Source organism: Hallerella sp. (assembly GCF_022776125.1).
In the GTDB taxonomy this organism is placed as follows: Bacteria; Fibrobacterota; Fibrobacteria; order Fibrobacterales; family Fibrobacteraceae; genus Hallerella; species Hallerella succinigenes.
The window spans coordinates 1-18,703 of record NZ_JALFIA010000046.1; the positions used below are offsets into that span (position 1 = coordinate 1).

Here is an 18,703-nt window from a genome sequence, read left to right on the forward strand (position 1 = left end):
TTCGTGCAAAGCAGCCAAAAGCCCCGTAGGGTCATAAACAGCAGAATTATCGTTAACCATGTGGTTTCCTTTGTTCGGTGTAATGATATTCATAAAATCACGGGGAGAAACAGCAAACCCACAATTTGGAAAGTGTTTCAAATTTCCTGTCACAAGATAAGCTCCTTTATCTTGATGAGCCCTAGCCACATCGTAAAAAATGACATCATCGCAATCAGGGAGCTCTATACCAGATGGAGGGACCGGCTGATTTATCGCAAATTTTATAGTATTTCCGACAATATCATTTATGGTTTCCTGCATAAATGAAAATTTTGGACGAGAAAACACCTCCCAATACTCGCGAACTATATTATCATCAACAAGAGGGACAAAGCGCCTTTCAACAACACCCCTAAAAACAGAATAAGGAATAGAATACTTATTATGCGCAAGAGCTGCAGAAATTAAAACATTCGTATCGAGCACAGCAAAAATCATTTTTTCTTCCTCTCCATACGGGCAGCCTTGATTTCGGCTTCAATTTCCTCTTCGCTCAAATTCGCAACGCCATTTTTATACGCCTGTTCCTGAGCCGCATGTAACGCATTCAATAAATTAATGCCATCCTGTTTTGTAGGTGAGGGCATCCCCTTCACCTCAAACGGAATTCCGTTTTCGACAAGAGCACGCTTGAAAAAGATGCGCACAGCCGTGGGTATATCCATCCCAAGGCTTTCAAACAGGTCGGAAACCTGCTTTTTCAAATCTTCTTCAATCCTTATTTGCAAAACCGACATCGGCATACAGACCTCCTGCATTATCATATCAAAATATAGTCAAAATAACTGCAAAAAGCAATATTTTTGCATAGAATCGCCATTTTTCGTTCTTTTTTCTTCAGATTTCATATAGCTTCCGTTTTGTGGTCGCATTTGCGGCTGGTTTATTGTTAGAGGCGTTCCCTTCAATCCAAATTTCAGGGAAAAAAAACGCATCTCGCCTGTCCTTAGACGAGATGCGTCGGTATTTGCCTTTTAGGAGACCCCTACGGAGTCCCTCGCCTTGCCTAATCCTTTACGCAACGGACGCTAAAACCGCGGCGTTTATCGCTATAGTCCAGGGCCATATAGTCGTGGTTGTAGTACAAGTACACGTTGTACGCGTTGCGGCTATCGCGCGCAGTAGAACTCCAGAAGTACGCGTAGTAGCCCGCGAGGTCGTAGCGCCCAGTGTAGATCCTGTAGCCGGCAGGCAACGCCGAGAACGAGAACGCATCCGTTCCATTGCCATGGTAGACGTCGTCGGTATACCACCCGGACGTGGACTTGAGAACCTTGCCGGGAGTCGTTTGTCCGCCAACGGCTGTAGACAAAGTGTTCCACTCGTTTTTAGTCGGCAGGTGCCAGCCCTCAGGACAAACGCCACGCACCGGGTAGGCCGTCGTGCAATGTTTGGCATATCCGCAGCCCTTGCCGTTCTCGCCCCATACGCCTGCACTATCTGTGGCAGCAGCCCATGTGTAAAGACGGCCGTACTTGGTACAGTTGGAAGCATTGTCTTTGTAGCAGTAGGAATTTGCCGCTTCGTAATTGAGGTTTTGGGCCATCCAGGTCTGCGTGCCGATGGTCACCGTCTTGTACGTCTGGCCGTCGCGGTCATCAATCAACTCTCCATACTCACAATTATCTTCTGTTTCCGTTTTACATCCAAATTCAAACCTAGACGAAGCATCATCCACACTACTGCTAGATTTTCCAGTCTTTTCGCTGGAACTAGATTGTTTCGCCTCGCTCGAGGAACTCGCTATGACACTCGAAGACAAGCTGTCATTGCGAGGACTTGAAGAGGACGAAGCAATTGAAGAGCTGGAGTTTTCTTCCTCCGGAATCCAGTCGCCGTCTACGCACATGTAGGCGTTCTTTTCGTCCTTCACGTAGGCAGTCGCACCCTCGCGATTGTCGGAACAAACCGGCAAGTCGTCAAATGTTTCGACGAGCTCGTCGGACTGGTCCGTATCCTTAGCAGAAGTACTGTCATCTACACAGGCGGCAAGCATCGCAGACAGGGCGAAAGCACCGATGAGTAATTTCTTGAAATTCATGGAACCCTCCAGTTTCTCTATTTACAACATCAATATAGCTCTTTGTGAAACATGGAGTGAAAGTCAGAATGACCGACGAATACAAAAAAAGGCCCTTCCGAAGAAGGAGCCTTTTTTGAAATCCGAAAAAAGATTACTTAGCGGCCGGAGCAGCGTCAGCAGCAGCCGGAGCAGCAGCAGCGACAACCGCTTCTTCAGCAGCTTCGATCTTAGCGGCACGGTTCTTCGTCGTAATCGTGAAGATAACCGTACGAGCCGGAGAAGCCAGTTCAACGCCTTCGAGCGGGAGCATCTTCGCGTAGAAAGTGGTACCTGCGTGGCAGTTGGAAATGTCGAGTGTCACGTTCGTCGGAATCTTTTCCGGAAGAGCGCTGAGCTTTACATAACGCGTAATCTGAGAGAAGAGACCGCCTTCGTTCTTCACGCCAACCGGAAGACCGTTGAGGATCACCGGAACGCGAACGGTAAGCGGAGCATTTTCTTCAATCTTGAGGAAGTCGATGTGATCGATCGTACCAGAAATGGAGTCCTTCTGATAGCTGTAGATGACGGCCGGATTGCCAGCCTTGCCATCAATTTCAAGATCAAGAAGGGTATAACGCTTGCCCGGAGCGAGAACTTTCGCGATATCACGGGCATCAACGGTAATACTTACTGCTTCCTGACCCTTACCATAATAGACCCCCGGAATCTGGCCAGCCTTGCGAAGGCGTGCCGTTGCGCGAGAAGAGCCCGATACTCTCGAGGTTGCTTTGAGCGTTGTAAGCTGCATTGTTGTTTCTCCATTTAGGTGAAAAAAATCCTATTGGGGTAGCTGGATTCGAACCAACGAATAGCAGAATCAAAATCTGCTGTCTTACCACTTGACGATACCCCAAAGGGTGGCGAAAAAATAGCAAAATTTTTCAAAAATACCAAGGTCAGAGCCAAATTAAGTTCAAAAACCTGTAAAGAAGTCCGTCACCGTCGCATAACGAGCCGTTTTCCCGAGCTTTTTCACCGCTTCTTCCGCGAGCGCCTTGGACGGGAACACGCCAAACACCGAAGCTCCGGAGCCCGACATCAAAGCGAAATCCGCCCCGTAATCCACAAAATCCTGCTTCATCTGCGCAATCAGCGGGAATTGAGGCAACACCGAATCTTCAAACTTGTTATAGGCTCCACCTTTAAAATCGTTCGGGTCGGAATTTTTGTATGCTTCCCAACGGGCATCACCCGAAGGGACACAACCTGCATAAGCGGCCTTCGTCGGAACGGCGCACTGCGGAGTCGCCACCAAAAGTGCGGATCCTTCGGGAAGTTTCAACGGTTCCATGTGGGTCAGAACTTCGCCGATACCTTCCGCCTTGGCAGATCCTCCCTGAACGAGGAAAGGGACGTCTGCGCCGAGCTTCGCACCGAGTTTCTCCAAATCTTCTGCAGAGGCGTTCAAATTCCAGAGCCTGTTCAGCAAACGAAGAGCCGCGGCAGCATCTGCGCTTCCACCGCCAAGTCCAGCGCCAAGAGGCATCTTCTTTTCCAAGTAAAAACTTACACCCTGTTTGACGTCATAAGCCTTTTGAAGCAAAAGGGCGGCTTTGTAGACAAGGTCCGATTCCACGGGATATTCCTGAGGCCAATTATAACGGAGAGAAATCTTTCCCGACAAATCGAGTTCACCCGAAAGCGTATCGCCCGCGTTAATCGTCTGGAAAAGCGTTCCCAAGTTGTGGTAGCCGTCCGGGCGTTTAGAAAGAATATCAAGGAAAAGGTTGATTTTTGCTGGGGCAAATTCTTGAAGCATGTTACTTCGCCTTTGGAAGGTAAACGGTATCATGAACGATGAGCGTATCGTGAACGATAACGGTATCGCGGACAAATTTGGTGATGGTCGTGTTGACGACGACCGAATCAACGCGCTGCGGACAGGGAGCAACCGTGACCGCAGAAGGGTTCAATCTATCTGCAGAGTTTGAACTTTCGACCGAGCTGGAACTTTCCACCGAACTCGAACTCGGAGCGGAACTGCTGGACGGAGCGTTCGAACTTGAGACGGGATGTACCGCTGAACCTGAAGCAGACTGCGCTGCTGAGCTCGAAAAGGCTTGCGCAACGGAAGAGAGCTTCCCTGCTTCGTATTTGTCGATGACTTCCTGCAAGGAATCCCTCGACGCGCGGAGTTCCTGCAGGCGCATCTTGTAGCGGGACTTTTTGACAGCGCGCCTTTCACGTCCGTAGCGCCATTGTAGGTCTTGAATTTCATTGTCGATATTCGCCAGTTCCTGGTACAGCGGACCTTCCTTTTCCGCCTTTACCCGCGGGCTGAAAAAGTCCGAAATCGTGTCCCAGATTCCCTTGCTATTCGAAGATTCTTCCGCAAAAGAGGCTGAAACGAGGAGCGCTAGCGCCGAAATCAACAAAAAAACTGTTCTAAAATTCATGTCTTAACAATAAAAATTTTTGAACCTTTTGCGCAAACCCGCAATTCTTTATTACATTTGAATGTACGCGGAAGTAGCTCAGTTGGTAGAGCGTCAGCTTCCCAAGCTGAATGTCGAGGGTTCGAGCCCCTTTTTCCGCTCTAAAGCAAAGGCCTCACGCATGTGAGGCTTTTGTCTTTGAAGGATGAAAGGATTGTTTACATCATGCCAGAAGAGCTGGGGCTCGTCGTCACGGAAGTTCCGTTCGAGAGCGAGCCTCCTTCCCCATAACCGAAGCTCTCTTCCGAGCCCAAGTTATAAGTCCTACCGGCGTAGTTCGAAGCCTGCGCCGAATAGAAGTAGATAATCTGGTACAAATTAACGAGCGAGAAACTTCATGTACGGAAGTTTGCCCGCAAGCTTTTCCACGTCATCCGCATGGGACATGAGGACAGCGCGAGCGTGCCAAGAACCATCGAGGAACTGGCCTCGCGGACCGTCGGCGAGTTCGAGAGGAATGACTTCCCCGCCCATCGTCAGGGTACGGTCCTGAGTGCTCGTCACAAGTTCTTCCGACGGATGTTCTTCAATCCAGGTGAGAATCTTGTCTGCCACATCGTGAGAAACACGGAAGCACGGCACGCCGATAGCGACGCAATTGCCGAAGAAGATTTCGGAATAGCTTTCCGCAATGATCGCACGAACACCCCAGCGTTTCAAAGCCTGCGGAGCATGTTCACGGCTCGAACCACAGCCAAAGTTACGGTTCGAAACGAGGACGGTGCCCTTCGCATACTTCGGGTCACGGAACGGATGAACCTTGCCCTGAGCTTCGAGGCCAGCGATATCGTCGGCAAAAGCGTTCTCTCCAAGGCCGTCGAACGTCACGCACTTGAGGAAGCGGGCCGGAATGATGCGGTCCGTGTCGATGTCGTTTCCGCGCAGAGGAATGCCGGAACCCTTCACAGTATCAATCACAGTCAACATAATCTTTGCGCTCCTTACTTGATGTACTTGCGAACGTCGGTCACTTTACCTTCGATGGCAGCGGCTGCCACCATGATCGGGCTCATGAGAATCGTACGGCCACTTGGGCTACCCTGACGGCCCTTGAAGTTTCGGTTACTCGAGCTTGCACTGACCTGACGGCCCTGAAGCTTATCCGGGTTCATAGCGAGGCAGAGAGAGCATCCCGCGTCGCGCCATTCGGCACCGGCGTCCGTAAAGATCTTGTCGAGGCCGAGGTCTTCGGCTTCCTTCTTGATCTTCTGGGAACCCGGAACGACCCACATCTTCACCGTCGGCGAAACGTGGTTGCCCTTCATGATTTCCGCTGCGGCAATCAAGTCCGGGAGACGGCCGTTTGTGCAGCTGCCGACGAATGCGATATCGATCGGAGTGCCGAGCATCTTGCCGCCTTCTTCCCAGCCCATGTATTCATAGGCTTCGCGAACAACCTTCTGTTCTGAGCCGGAGAATTCGCTGATCTTCGGCATATTTTCGTTCAACTGCATCGCCTGTGCCGGGGTGATGCCCCAGGTAACCATCGGTTCAAGCTTGTTGCAGTCGATTTCAATTTCGTCGTCAAACGTTGCGTCCGGATCGGAAGCGACAGACTTCCAGTAGGCGACCGCTTCGTCCCACTTGTCTGCCTTCGGAGCAAACGGCTTGCCTCGGAGGAAAGCGAAAGTCTTTTCGTCCGGGTTGCAGTAACCGACACGTGCGCCACCTTCGATGGCCATGTTGCAGACCGTCATACGGCCTTCCATGTCGAGGTTTTCAATCACCGGACCAGCGAATTCGTATGCGTAGCCAACGCCACCGTTCACACCGAGCTTTGCAATGTAAGCGAGAGCGATATCCTTTGCAGTCACGCCCGGCTGAAGCTTGCCGGTGAAGTTGATGCGACGGGTCTTGAGCGGGCTCATGGCGAGCGTCTGCGTAGCGAGGACGTCAGCCACCTGGCTTGTACCGATGCCGAAAGCCACAGCGCCGAATGCACCATGCGTTGCAGTGTGGGAGTCACCGCAAGCGACCGTCATACCCGGTTGGGTCACGCCTTCTTCCGGGCCAACGATGTGAATCACACCCTGTTCTCCAGCATCCGGTCCAAAGAAACGGACTCCGAAATCGCGAGTGTTCTTTTCGAGGTGTTCAAGCATTTCTTCCGAAATCGGATCCTTGAACGGACGAACACGAGCATCGGCCGTCGTCGGAATAATGTGGTCAACCGTCGCAAATGTACGTTCCGGATACTTGACCTTAAGGCCTTCTTCGCGAAGCATCGCAAAGGCCTGCGGACTTGTCACTTCATGGCAAAGATGAGTTCCGATGAACAGCTGATACTGTCCGCTCGGAAGTTTGCCCACGATGTGGCTTTCAAACACTTTTTGGTATAAATTTTTGCCCATAGAACACCTTCTCGTATGGATGTACGAAATGTTGCGCCTAATATAGCAAAAGTTTTACGGCTACTGTAAAAGAAATCTGCTACAGTAGACCCTACCGTCTAAGTTGTCGGAAAAACCCGACCAGTTTACAAGGTGCTTAAATACGAATTTGACCGCAGCACATGGGATGAGATATACAACTTGCCGTTGGATTCGCTTGCGTTTAAAATGCAAACGGATACTGGTTGGGTGGACATTACATACGATTATGATTCGTCCAAGGAATATCCGATGCAGTTCAACAAGGGAATGGAACTAAATGGCAAACTTTACACCATTAGCGGACATCGCGGCATGTGGCGCTATGATGGCCGCTGGAAAAGGATGGCGAGGATTCCAATCCCCAGCTGGGTTCAATGGGGTGATAAACATTTTACTAGATTATTGGACAGAGGCTTAAAAATGTCAGGATTGAACACATACGAAGTCAACGACGAATCTATCGTCAAACAAATTCAAAAAGATACGGCAAATGCGGCACAAGAACTTGTCGAAGCCGCAAAACTCCATTCCGGACATATCGTCGTCATCGGTTGCAGCACAAGCGAAACCCTCGGTGAACAAGTCGGCAGCCATTCCGTGCCAGAAGTCGGCAAGGCGATCCTCGCTGGACTTGAAAGCGTTTTCACACCCCTCGGCATTTACATCGCAGCCCAGTGTTGCGAACACTTGAACCGTGCAATCATCGTAGAACGAGCCGCGGTCCCGAACGCAGAAATTGTAAATGTCGTTCCACAGCCCAAAGCCGGCGGCTCTTTTGCTACGGCTTGCTATGCGGCCTTCCAATGCCCGGTTGCCCTCGAGCACATCAAGGCGGATGCCGGTCTCGATATCGGCGGAACGCTCATCGGTATGCATTTGAAGGAAGTCGCCGTCCCAGTCCGCTTAAAGCAGAACCGCATCGGCAAAGCTCTTTTGATTGCGGCCCGTACTCGTCCCAAGTTTATCGGCGGTGAACGCGCCCATTACGACGAAAGTTTAAAAGACGGCTTCCCAGCCTAAGCGTCTTTACATTTTTGTTGTATTTACAAAAACCTCTACAAATTTGTAGAGGTTTTCTTTTTTCTCTTGGCCGAATGCTTCACATTTTGCTGAGGTTGTCAAATTTTCGCAGCTTAGGCACAGAATTTGCATGTTTATTTTCAAATAAGGCGAGGTTACAAAAATGAATGCGGCAGAAATTTTAATCCGTTGTTTAGAGAATGAAGGTGTCCAGTATATATTCGGGATTCCCGGCGAAGAAACCCTGGAAATCATGGAGGCCATCAAGAACTCTTCAATCCAGTTTATAACGGTGCGCCATGAACAGGGTGCGGCTTTTATGGCCGATGTCTGCGGACGTTTGACCGGCAAGGCGGGTGTCTGCCTTTCGACCCTTGGACCGGGAGCCACCAATCTGGTGACAGGTGTCGCCGATGCCAATTCCGACGGCGCTCCCCTAGTGGCGATCACGGGCCAGGTCGGCACGGAGCGCATGCATTTGACAAGCCATCAGTACCTAGATCTCGTGAACATGTTTACGCCGATCACCAAAAAATCGAAACAGATCGTACGACCGGATACGGTAAACGAAATCGTTCGCATCGCTTTCAAGTACGCGGAAGCCGAAAAACCGGGCGCTTGCCACATTGACCTTCCCTGCAATATCGCAGCCCAGGAAGTCTCTAACGAGATTGCCCAGATTCCGCTGAAGCATCACCGTGAAAACCGTCGCATCGCAAGCAATGAAGCGATTCTCAAAGCGGCGGAGCTGATCCGTTCCGCAGAACGGCCCGTGATCCTCGCCGGGCATTCCGCCGTTCGAAATCAGGCCTCCAAGACTCTCGCAAAATTTGCCGAAAAAACAAAGATTCCTGTCATCAGCACGATGATGGCCAAAGGCATCATTCCTTGCAACAGTTCGTATTCCCTTTGGTGCATTGGCATTCCGCAAAAAGACTACCCCAACTATGCGATTGAAAAAGCGGACCTGGTGATTGCCGTGGGCTATGACATTGTGGAATACGCTCCTGTCAAATGGAATCCGAACGGCGATAAAAGAATCGTCCACATCGACGAAACCCCGAACCATGTGAACAAATTCTATCAGCCCGAAGAAGAAGTCATTGGGCACATCACGGAATCGCTGCTTGCCTTGGAAAAACTTTGCAAGAACCGTGAAGAGCCGGAATGGGCCTTTGACATTCGACAGAAGATGGTGAACGATCAGTCTATGTTCGACGATTGCGACAGTTTTCCGCCGAAGCCCCAAAAAGTTCTGCACGACATTCGACGCGTGATGGGTGAAGAAGACATCCTGATTTCGGACGTGGGCGCCCATAAAATGTGGATCGCCCGAGAATACCACTGTTACTATCCGAACACCTGCATTATTTCGAACGGTTTTGCAACGATGGGAATCGCCGTGCCGGGCGCTCTTGCCGCCAAACTTTTGAATCCGAACAAGAAAGTTCTTGCCGTGTCCGGGGACGGCGGATTTATGATGAACAGTCAAGAACTGGAAACCGCAAGACGTTACCACCTGCCGTTTGTCACGCTTATCTTTACCGATGCCAATTACGGACTCATCAAATGGAAGCAGGAAGAACGCTACGGCGAAAGCTATGCGATCGGATTTTCGAATCCGGACTTTGTGAAGTACGCGGAAAGCCTGTACTTGAAAGGCTACCGCATTGAAAAAACGGCAGACATTATCCCGACCTTGGAAGAAGCCTTTAGACAAGACGTGCCTTGTATCATCGAGTGTCCGATCGACTATGCGGCGAACATGGAACTTTCCGCCCATTTGAAGAACGATTTGCCGAAGGAGATGGCGGACGAATTTTGAAAAGCTAAATTTGCGGCAAATTTGAAATCGCGAGGATTTTCATGACCGCAGAAAAGTACACGAAATGGGTCGCCTGCTGGGGCAACGCCACCTCCATTACAGACCGCAAGGAAGCGACCTACGCGAAGGATCTGACGCTCCGCTACCCCATCGAAATCTGCTTTTCGGGTTCCCAGCTGCGCTTTCATTTTTCGAACTTGACAGGAACGGAGCCGGTTCAAATTTCAAAAGCCTTTGTCGCCAAAAAAACCTCGGCGGAATACAAGCCCGTTGCCATTACCTTTGGCGGTCGCACGGTCGGAGAGATTCCCGCTGGCAAAGAAATTTTGAGCGATGAAATTCCGTTCGCAGTTTCTGCGGGCGAAACCGTCGACGTGAGCCTCTACCTGCAAAACTTTACCCAGATGAATGCGGGAACGCTTGTCACGGGTCCGCTTTCCAAAGGCTCTTTCTGCTACGGTGATTTCGCCACGGCAAAGGACTTTCCGCAAGATCTTTCCCGCTCCACGAACTGGTTCTACTTTTTGAATACAGTCGACATTTGGACCGAAGAAAAGAACTTCGCCCTCGTCTGCTTTGGAGACTCCATTACGGCGCAGGACTGGCCCGACTATTTAAAGCTCCGAGTAAAACGCGAAGGCTTTGAAAACGTTTCGATTATTCGCCGCGCGGTCTGCGGCACAAGAATTCTCCGCGAGTACAGCTGTATTACTTATGCGGCATACGGTTTAAAGGGCGAAACGAGATTCCCGATCGAAATGGATACGGCCGGAGCCAAATCCGTTTTGATTCAACACGGCATCAACGATATCATTCACCCGGTCGGTGTGGACGTGAACCCGTTCCGTCCCATGAGCGACATGCCCACCGCGAAAGATTTAATCGAAGGCGTTAAAAAGTTCTACCTGCCACTCGCCCGAGAAAAGGGCTTAAAAGTTTGGAGCGGAACCTTGCTTCCGATTTTTGGATGGCGCACCTACAATGCAGAAAAAGACATGGTTCGCAACGAATTCAACGATTGGCTCCGTTCGAGCGACCTTTTTGACGGTTGCGTGGACTTCGACAAGGCTCTCCGCGATTCCCAAAAGCCAGAAAGCTTTGCCATCGGAATGGACTCGGGCGACCACCTGCACCCCAGCGCAAAAGCCTACGAACAAATGGCAGAAATCATTTCCGAGGATCTCTTGAAATAAAATAAGTGTATTTTATTTCTATGAGCATTCGGAATATCATATTCGATTATGGGAACGTCATCGCAAACATTTCTCAGGAGACGATTCAAAAAAACGTTTTCCGATTTGGGAATATCGAGCGAAACGCTTCTTTTGCACCATCAAAAAATCAAGCATTTGATGCATGATTTTATCGATGCCATTCGTCCATTAGACGATGTTCTTTATGATATCCAGGAATACTGCGAAAAAGGAACTTCCTTGAAAAAGATCAAGGATACGATTACCGTTTTACAGGGCGAAATTCCAGAAATCCGATTAAAAAACATCGTCCTTCTGAAAAAACAGTACAAAATCTATTTGCTCAGCAACATCAACGAAATCATTTGGTCGAACTGTGAAAAACGTTTTGCGGATCTCGGTTATCAAGTTGACGACCTTTTTGACGAGATTTTCCTTTCTTGCCGAATGGGAATTGCCAAGCCCGAAGAAAGCATCTTCCTAGACGACCGTGTAGACAACTGCGAAGCGGCCCAAAAGCTCGGAATCCAAGCTTCTTGGGTAAAGGCGAACGAAGTCGAACAGAACGCCGACTGCATTCTGCTCATTCAGAACGCGTAGCCCACCGTAAAGTGAAACCCAAAATCCTGCTTTTTAAACGTCGCCGGAGAGCGGTGGTAGCTTGTATCGTCCGCATACTTGATTTCCGTTAGCCAATCCGGGCTCACCGCAAAGCGTCTAAAAAAAAGCGACGGCATCAAAAAAAAGTGCTCTCCCATCAGCGAATAACCCAAGCCGACTTCCCACGAAAGCGCAAATTCCTTTTCATCTAATTTCAATTCACTCGCATACGAAGAGGCTTTGCGCGTCGCATAGACACTTCCAAGCATCGGAATCGCTTTCGCTTCCACAAACACCGCCATCTTACGCGTATAAGCTTCGCTCACCTTTCCGTCTACACCAATCGTCTTCGTCTTTCCAAAGCCACGATACGGCATCACATAGAACTTCAACGCGATCGGCAGATCCACCGCATAAAGAGAGCCCTTCGTTCCGTCACAGCTTGATTCATGAATATCGGTGCTATAGTAATAATCGAACATGACTTGCGCCGCAAACCTCGGATGGAATAGGTTTTCGTAACCCATGCCAATCGCTTCGCCATAAAGATTCCAACTGGCAAAAACAAAATGCGTGTTCATCAAAACAGGTTCTTCCTTTACAGTCTCCTGCTTAGAAGGAATCGGCTTATGAGGTTCATCCACATAGACCGTATCGACAGCGGCAAAACTGGAAACGGCAAAAATCAAAGCACAACAAAGCCACAAAGGTTTCATTCTTCCTCCTTAAAAACCCAGCTGAATTTCAAAACGGATAAACAGATCTTCGGCAAAGCCATTCACAAGGGCAAAACTCACATCTTCGGACTTGAACAAGCCCGGCAGCGAATGATACCAGTACTGATAACCGACCGATAAACAGAATTCATAAACGAATCCGCTTGCGCCAAGCGCATAGCCGAATCCCGCAGAAGCGCCGATACTCGGCCTAAAGTGTCCGCTGTAATCCCCCGTTTCAGAATCCTCGATCGGCGCTTCGTACGACGCAAAAAAAGCCGGATGGATCATCGCCTGCACAAATAAGGAAGTCGCCCACGCTGGAGTATTTCGTGAAAAGGATTTTTTCGAAGTCCCTAGCCAAAGCGTTCCGATATACTGGCGATATCCCGCGCTAAAACTCGTAATGGTTCGGAAGCCTTCCCATTCTTTATCGTCCATGAATTCCACATCGCCAAAAATGTTCATGGATGCAAAATTAAAGATCAAAGACCCCCGATAAAGATTTTCAAACCCCAATCCAAAATCCAGCATCAAATAATGCAAAACGGGCGTTACCAATAAATTCCCGACCATCATCGGAGAAAGGTAAACGATCGTCGCAGGAGGCGGAAGCGTAAAAGCCGTATCCTTCGCCTCTTCAGGCTGTGCAGGGGATAACTTTTTTTCGGAAATCGGCAGGTAAAGCGTATCCGGACGATGCATCACATAGACCGTATCCGTCACATGCTTTTGCACGTACACGGTGTCCACCGCCCAAGAAGCCGAAGTCAAAAGGAGCGCAAAAAACAGAACATTCCAAGCTCGGATTTTCATTAGAACGCCCCCATTCCCAGGTTCAATCGAAGTTCAAGCTGAAGATCGTCCGTCATATACAGCATCGAATCGTCTAAAATAGCATACTGGAAATCTTCCACGAAATTGTAAGCCAGTCCGAATTCAATACCGAGATTGACACTTCCCCGAGTTGTCCAGCCCTTGCGAATTGCGAGCTGTAACCCGCGATACGTGGCATCGTCCGAGCCATAAAACTCATTTTGTTCGCCGTAGTAATTGTACGCCTCATGCGCATAGTCCGCATGGCGTTGCACATATTGCGCTTCCAAGTTCCAGTAGCCGGCAAACTTTTTTTCTGTCGTGTAATAGCGGTACGCAAGTCCAACCGTAAACTGGTAAACGGATCCCGAATAATCGTCCGAATCAAAGCTGCTGACGAATTTTGAATTCGATGAAATTTTCAAAAAAGAAGCCGGAACCATCAGAGAATGACGCCTGCCCAAAGCGAATTCCACCTGAGCCACAAGAATCGGGCTTTCACATACCGCCGTAGCCAAAAGGCTTCCCAAATCATAATGCAGGTACACCGTATGCAGTGAAGCGCTCGTTGAAGAAGAGCTTCCTTCCTTTGAGATGTCTTCTGCGGGATCGTAATAAACCGTATCGATTTTCTGCGGGACGTCGATATACACCGTATCCCGTTTAACGACATCGATGTAAACCGTATCGCCTTCCGCAGCCCAAGCCGAAATGGCAAAAAATAGACAGAACCATACCCATTTCATAATTCATAGGCTCATTTTTAGTGCAAATTCACCTTGGCAGTCAGCATCAGGGTCGAACCGCTCATGACACGGACAATGTACGCGCCGCGGGCGTTCACCATTTCATTCAGCGAAAGCACCGTCGAAGAGGTATAGCTCTTGCTGAAGACGCGGTTACCCTTGAGGTCGAACAAGGCGACGTTCACACGGGCATTGTTCACCGTCAAATTCAGGTTCGAGCCTTCGAGAGTGGCGAGCTTGCTGAACTGCACCGTCGGTTCCTGCTGCGGAACGGACTTCACAGCGGCAGTAGATTCCGAGGTTCCCATATCCCAATCGCTCGGGACACGGACTGCAATGCCGCGGCCTGCGGTACTCATGTAGACGACACCGTAAGTGTTCATGTCGCCCATCACAAATTCACCATTAGCAAGTCCTCCGTATTCATGAGCGTCATCGTTCACACGAGTCCAAGTTGCACCCCGATCATCGCTCACGAAAACGCCCAGAACATCATCCACCTTGCCGAAGGCGTAAATCGCCGGATAACCTTTACCCGTCTTTGAAATGCCGTAGCCGACCGCTTCGCAGTAGCCCATGCCGTTTGCATCCGTCCAAGTGGCACCGCCATCCGTCGAATGTTTCAAAGAACCGTTCTTCGGATTGCCGTTATCATCGCGCACAGCCACCGGGAGCCACAAGTCGCCTTCATAACCCGGAATCGAACGGAACTTCTTGTCGTTGCTCGTACCCGGTTCGCTTACCTTGGCAAAGCTTGCGCCCTTGTCAGTACTCTTATAGAAAACACCCGTCGTGCGGTTGTAAGCGTAGAACACATTCGCATTCTTTGCATCGCCCACCACAAAGGAATTGTTATCGATGCCAGAAACCTTATTCCAAGCGGAATTTGCCTTACGATAAACCGCAGCGTCCGAATTACCCGGCACCCAAAGCGTCACAGCACCATCCGCAGAAATGGCGACCGTGCCACCCTTCAGCGTTTCATCGAGGCTTACATAGGTTTCCACGGTCCAAGTCTTACCGCTGTCCGTCGAGAACTGCACCGGATCGATAGGAATCGTGTTATAAGTGTCCTTGTAAGCACGAGCATCCGTCACCTTCACAAGCGTTCCGGAAACAGGTGCATAGGCAAGTCCCCAGGTAGAGCCCAAGGAAACATACTTACCGCTCACGCTCGTCAAATGACGATGGCTCGGATACTTCGCAATATCATCATGTCTAAAGCCATCATAGTCCGCCGTCACAGAGATAAGCGGTCCATTCGGAATGCTTGCCACTTCGTAAGGAACCGTTTCTTCAATCCCATGGGCCGAGAACTTCCAGACCTGTCCCTGGACAGCCTCATCACTGGAGTAGTAGTAGTTTGTCGTAGTATCGTAGGTTCCAGCCGGGATTACCGTGTAATCGGTCAAATTCTCGGTACGGAAAATGCCGTTACCCGAGCTCACAAAGACGCGGTCATGATTGAACGGGTCAATCGCCACGCTGCCGGACCAGTGAATAGAACCGTTGTGCATCCAACCGACGCCGTTTGCATCCATCTGCTGGGTCGTCGGATAGTAGCCGCCTTCCATCCAGTAGTACTTGAAGCTTGCCACCCAAGTTTTACCGCCATCGGTCGTGTGGTAAATGTTCGTACCCCACTGATCGCTCCAGGTTCCGCTCGTGTCGCTTGTAGCCGTATACCAAAACTGCGGACCGCGATAACCTTCCGTCGTCACGACCATTTCATCGGAATTGTTCGGGTTGATCGCAATGCCACCATACGGGGCGATATAGGGATAACTGGATTCGCAATCACTGCCGCCAGCCGATTCGCATTCCGCCATCGCCTGCACGTCTACATTGTCGTACTTGGCGTCGCCCCCTTCATCAATAAAGTTTTCTGGCGAGACATCGGACCAAGTTGCCGCAGAGACATCATACTGCAAAACGGCACCGCGACCGAAGCCATCATAGATCATGCCCCAGTCTTCGTCCCACATCATGGAGTGCGGACCTGCGCCGTCGGCAAAGGTCACCGTCAACTTTTTACCATCCGAAGAAACGACCGCACGCTGCGGCATCAAGCGCACAAGGCTTCCGCCAGACGTACTGCGGAGCGAATCCGGAATCGGCAAAGCCTTCCACGTGGTACCGCCATCCGTCGAAGTAAAGACATTTTCAAAAGTGCCGTTCGACTTCGAACCATCACGCAGGAAGCCGGCATAAAGCACCTTGGAAGACCCCGGCGCATACTGCACAAAGCTAAAGCCCGAACCGTTCCAGGTCGTATCGCTGCCAGCCGCCTTGGTCCAAGCGTCAACATGGCTCCAAGAGGCACCGTTGTTCGTCGACTTCCAAAGACCCGAACGACGAGAACCGTAGAACAAATTATCCGGATCGTTTTCGTCAATCGCCAAGGCTTCACCGTTGCCACGTCCCATGCCGTTACCGTGCACGCCAAAGAACTTTACGACATCGCCCTTTTCACCGGTTTCATCCCACGTATAAAGGATTTCCCAGTTTTTACCATAATCCGAAGAACGGAGGAACGCGCTGCGGCCGTTGCTGAAATAGCTCGTACCCGTCATCAAATAAACGACGCCTTCCGTTTTCGGGTCAACGCCCATCGCTTCAACGCCCAAAAGACCGAGTTCCGAAAAATCGACCCAGTCCATCATCGATTCCCAATGGGCGGTCGATTCATTCCAACGGTATGCGCCACCCACGTCGGTACGCGCATAAAAAACATTCTTTTCAATCTTGGAAGCGAGCACAGCAGACACAAAGCCGCCACCGCCCATGCTCACATTACTCCATTTGTAATCCGCATCTGCAGCAAAAGAAGTAGATGCCACACAAGTTCCCAGCGTAAAAGCCGCTATGGACTTCCCGATCTTCATCATAACACACCACCTATTTATTTTAGGGTACCCGAACTAAATTTATACCTTTTTGTTCCAAATATTTTTAGATTTGACGAATTAAATGTCAAAAAAAACACGTAAAATTTTTCATTTTACGCAAAAATGTGAGAAATCCACCCTATTTTTTGTCTATTTTATAGCTACTTATGCAGATTACAAACGCTTCTCAACTTTGCGGGGTTTTTCCCGCCCTCTTTACGCCCCTTAAGGACGACGATCCCAAGAACCTTCATAATTCGATCGATTATGAAAAAATGAAAAAGATGATCGACGACCTGATCAACGCGGGCGTTTCCGGCATTCTCCCTGTCGGCACCACTGGTCAGAGTGCAACGGTTACCCACAAGCAGCATTTGGACATCATCAAGTTCACGCTCGACTACGTGGACGGTCGCGTTCCGGTCATTGCCGGCGCCGGCTCCAACTGCACCCGTGAATCTGTCGAAATGATTCAGGAAGTGGAAAAGATCGCCGAAGTCCCTGTCCTCTGCGTCACGGGCTATTACAATAACCCGTCCCAGGAAGGCATCGAAAAGCATTTCAAGACCTTAAGCTCCGAAACCGGCGCGAAGATCATCATTTACAACGTCCCGGGCCGTACCGCAAGCTACGTCCATCCGGACACCTTGATTTCCCTCTCCGAAGACAAAAACATCATCGGCCTCAAGCAGGCTGTGGATTTCCGCATCGGCGAAAAGTATCATGAAGACACCGTCCGTGTGATCAAGGAAACCAAGAACAACGACTTTTCCGTTCTTTCCGGCGAAGACGGATTCTTCATCGACATGCTCGAACTCGGCGGCACGGGCCTTGTGAGTGCAACGGCGAACATTCCGGAAGCCGCAAAGATCTTTGTCGACCTTTACAACGCATTCCAGAAGGGTGAAGCCCAGAAGTGCGACGACCTGCAGGATGCTGCCCGCGATTTCGTCGAAGCCACGTTCTGCCGCAAGAACCCGATTCCTCTTGGAACGATGTTCAACAGCCCGCTATTCCAGCCGATGAGCAGCGTCCGCGACACGGCTCGGGGTGACGAAGCAGAAGCTCGCATCATGAAGCTCATCCGCGAAAAGGCACCTTCCCTTCTCAAGTATCACGCGTAAGGAGTTTACCATGGCAGAAAAGACTGTGACTGACGAAATTTTTGAAAACCTGAAAAATTACGGTTTCTTGCCAGTTCCTGTTCAGGAAATCAATTCGGACGCAGAAACCTGCCGCTATTTCGGAGGCAATTTCCAGGAATTTGTCGAAGTCGCCAAGGCTCTCGGTTCCAAGTGCGTTTTCGTGGAAACGCTCTATCTGGAAGACGAAGAATTCTACTACAACTCGGGCATCGACGAAGAAGAAGATGACTTGAGCGGCGAAGAAGACGGCGAAGTCGTGGAAGACGATTCCGAAGAAGGCAAGGAAGCTCCGATCTGGCTCGACCCGGAAGATCTCGACGGCATGGACCTCGCTCTTCTGAAGCCGGAACTTGACAATTACAACGAACGCATCGGTGACGAATGCGGCGTGCGCTTGACCCTCCCCGGTCCGGACCATCTCCAGGTGGAAATCTACACCGAATGGTATGATGAATTCGCTTCCCTCGTGGAAGAAGCTTCGGAAGAAATCGAACTCGACCCGAAGGCTGCTCTGAAGAAGATGCAGGAAGCCTACGCGGACGAAGACGAAAAGTAATCCGTTTTCAAAGCTTAAAAAGGAACCCGCCGGCATAGCCGGCGGTTCTTCTTTTACGGGCGTAGCCCTAGGATACTAGCCACGCGTCACGTCGCGTTGGTCAATCTGCCACCCGCGTAAGGTCCTTACTGGCCGCCCGTAAACGGGCTACATCTTGCCGAGCATGGTCAGCTGTTCTCCGTACTTGTCCTCCTCCAACTGATTTTTGATATACGTGGCAATCTTGCTCGCACTCTTGCCGGCCGTGTCTACGTAATACCCTCGGCACCAAAATTCCCTATTCC

At 50.2% G+C, this 18,703-nt stretch carries 19 protein-coding genes, 2 tRNA genes and 1 pseudogene; 7 read left to right on the top strand and 15 right to left on the bottom strand.

The window, feature by feature from the left end; translation table 11 throughout:
• The 7 genes from MR847_RS05505 to MR847_RS05535 all read right to left on the bottom strand — a co-directional run.
• A partial coding sequence (locus MR847_RS05505) for a PIN domain-containing protein (RefSeq protein ID WP_287723163.1) occupies positions 1 to 480 on the bottom strand: 480 nt, incomplete at its 3' end.
• Positions 477 to 785 carry a type II toxin-antitoxin system RelB/DinJ family antitoxin gene (locus tag MR847_RS05510; protein WP_287723164.1) on the bottom strand — a complete coding sequence of 103 codons (309 nt, stop codon included), beginning with the start codon at positions 783 to 785 and terminating at the stop codon, positions 477 to 479. The genes MR847_RS05510 and MR847_RS05505, both read right to left, overlap by 4 nt.
• Before the next feature lie 263 nt (positions 786 to 1,048).
• Positions 1,049 to 2,083 (bottom strand): fibrobacter succinogenes major paralogous domain-containing protein, encoded by a 1,035-nt coding sequence (locus tag MR847_RS05515; protein ID WP_287723165.1) that lies wholly within the window; start codon positions 2,081 to 2,083, stop codon positions 1,049 to 1,051.
• 133 nt (positions 2,084 to 2,216) lie between these two features.
• Positions 2,217 to 2,855, bottom strand: coding sequence for a 50S ribosomal protein L25 (locus tag MR847_RS05520; RefSeq protein WP_287723166.1), 639 nt, complete (start codon positions 2,853 to 2,855; stop codon positions 2,217 to 2,219).
• Between the two features lie 33 nt (positions 2,856 to 2,888).
• Positions 2,889 to 2,960, bottom strand: a tRNA-Gln gene (locus tag MR847_RS05525).
• Between the two features lie 60 nt (positions 2,961 to 3,020).
• Positions 3,021 to 3,866 (bottom strand): 4-(cytidine 5'-diphospho)-2-C-methyl-D-erythritol kinase, encoded by an 846-nt coding sequence (gene ispE / locus MR847_RS05530; RefSeq protein WP_100424302.1) that lies wholly within the window; start codon positions 3,864 to 3,866, stop codon positions 3,021 to 3,023.
• 1 nt (position 3,867) lies between these two features.
• A complete protein-coding gene (locus MR847_RS05535) occupies positions 3,868 to 4,503 on the bottom strand; it encodes a hypothetical protein (RefSeq protein WP_287723167.1) in 636 nt (211 codons plus the stop codon).
• A 67-nt stretch (positions 4,504 to 4,570) separates the two neighbouring features.
• Between MR847_RS05535 and MR847_RS05540 the strand changes: the two genes are divergently transcribed.
• Positions 4,571 to 4,643: transfer RNA gene (locus MR847_RS05540), tRNA-Gly, on the top strand.
• A 57-nt stretch (positions 4,644 to 4,700) separates the two neighbouring features.
• Here the strand turns inward: MR847_RS05540 and MR847_RS05545 are convergent.
• The 3 genes from MR847_RS05545 to leuC are packed head-to-tail and all read right to left on the bottom strand — an operon-like array spanning position 4,701 to position 6,893.
• Positions 4,701 to 4,859: a hypothetical protein gene (locus tag MR847_RS05545; RefSeq protein ID WP_287723168.1), complete on the bottom strand. Its 159-nt coding sequence runs from the start codon at positions 4,857 to 4,859 to the stop codon at positions 4,701 to 4,703.
• A gap of 1 nt (position 4,860) precedes the next feature.
• Positions 4,861 to 5,469: a 3-isopropylmalate dehydratase small subunit gene (locus MR847_RS05550; protein WP_241899378.1), complete on the bottom strand. Its 609-nt coding sequence runs from the start codon at positions 5,467 to 5,469 to the stop codon at positions 4,861 to 4,863.
• A gap of 14 nt (positions 5,470 to 5,483) precedes the next feature.
• The gene (leuC, locus tag MR847_RS05555) at positions 5,484 to 6,893 is read right to left on the bottom strand and encodes a 3-isopropylmalate dehydratase large subunit (protein ID WP_100424304.1); all 1,410 of its coding nucleotides are present in this window, start codon (positions 6,891 to 6,893) and stop codon (positions 5,484 to 5,486) included.
• Positions 6,894 to 7,334: 441 nt separating this feature from the next.
• On the opposite strand from leuC, the gene MR847_RS05560 reads away from it, so the two are divergent.
• The 4 genes from MR847_RS05560 (at position 7,335) to MR847_RS05575 (ending at position 11,552) form a co-directional block, all read left to right on the top strand.
• Positions 7,335 to 7,934, top strand: coding sequence for a TIGR01440 family protein (locus MR847_RS05560; protein ID WP_353846841.1), 600 nt, complete (start codon positions 7,335 to 7,337; stop codon positions 7,932 to 7,934).
• A gap of 163 nt (positions 7,935 to 8,097) precedes the next feature.
• Positions 8,098 to 9,759: an acetolactate synthase large subunit gene (locus MR847_RS05565; RefSeq protein ID WP_287723170.1), complete on the top strand. Its 1,662-nt coding sequence runs from the start codon at positions 8,098 to 8,100 to the stop codon at positions 9,757 to 9,759.
• A gap of 41 nt (positions 9,760 to 9,800) precedes the next feature.
• Positions 9,801 to 10,952, top strand: coding sequence for a GDSL-type esterase/lipase family protein (locus MR847_RS05570; protein WP_100424306.1), 1,152 nt, complete (start codon positions 9,801 to 9,803; stop codon positions 10,950 to 10,952).
• A 159-nt stretch (positions 10,953 to 11,111) separates the two neighbouring features.
• Positions 11,112 to 11,552: an HAD family hydrolase gene (locus tag MR847_RS05575; protein ID WP_287723171.1), complete on the top strand. Its 441-nt coding sequence runs from the start codon at positions 11,112 to 11,114 to the stop codon at positions 11,550 to 11,552.
• Here the strand turns inward: MR847_RS05575 and MR847_RS05580 are convergent.
• From MR847_RS05580 to MR847_RS05595, 4 genes are read right to left on the bottom strand one after another with little or no spacing between them, the layout of a single operon-like run.
• On the bottom strand, positions 11,540 to 12,268 hold the full coding sequence (locus MR847_RS05580) for a hypothetical protein (protein WP_100424308.1): 729 nt from the start codon (positions 12,266 to 12,268) through the stop codon (positions 11,540 to 11,542). The genes MR847_RS05575 and MR847_RS05580 overlap by 13 nt on opposite strands.
• Before the next feature lie 9 nt (positions 12,269 to 12,277).
• The gene (locus tag MR847_RS05585; protein WP_287723172.1) at positions 12,278 to 13,084 is read right to left on the bottom strand and encodes a hypothetical protein; all 807 of its coding nucleotides are present in this window, start codon (positions 13,082 to 13,084) and stop codon (positions 12,278 to 12,280) included.
• Complete coding sequence (locus MR847_RS05590; RefSeq protein ID WP_287723173.1) at positions 13,084 to 13,830, bottom strand: hypothetical protein; 747 nt, start codon at positions 13,828 to 13,830, stop codon at positions 13,084 to 13,086. The genes MR847_RS05585 and MR847_RS05590 overlap by 1 nt, the downstream gene beginning before the upstream one ends.
• Positions 13,831 to 13,847: 17 nt before the next feature.
• Positions 13,848 to 16,718, bottom strand: coding sequence for a hypothetical protein (locus MR847_RS05595; protein ID WP_287723174.1), 2,871 nt, complete (start codon positions 16,716 to 16,718; stop codon positions 13,848 to 13,850).
• 167 nt (positions 16,719 to 16,885) lie between these two features.
• Here MR847_RS05595 and dapA point away from each other — a divergent pair, with 167 nt between their 5' ends.
• Both dapA and MR847_RS05605 read left to right on the top strand, forming a co-directional pair.
• Positions 16,886 to 17,842 (top strand): 4-hydroxy-tetrahydrodipicolinate synthase, encoded by a 957-nt coding sequence (gene dapA, locus MR847_RS05600; protein ID WP_100424312.1) that lies wholly within the window; start codon positions 16,886 to 16,888, stop codon positions 17,840 to 17,842.
• A 10-nt stretch (positions 17,843 to 17,852) separates the two neighbouring features.
• A complete protein-coding gene (locus MR847_RS05605; RefSeq protein WP_106519922.1) occupies positions 17,853 to 18,419 on the top strand; it encodes a hypothetical protein in 567 nt (188 codons plus the stop codon).
• Positions 18,420 to 18,544: 125 nt separating this feature from the next.
• Here MR847_RS05605 and MR847_RS05610 read toward each other — a convergent pair.
• A pseudogene (locus MR847_RS05610) lies at positions 18,545 to 18,703 on the bottom strand (IS200/IS605 family transposase); the annotation flags it as partial.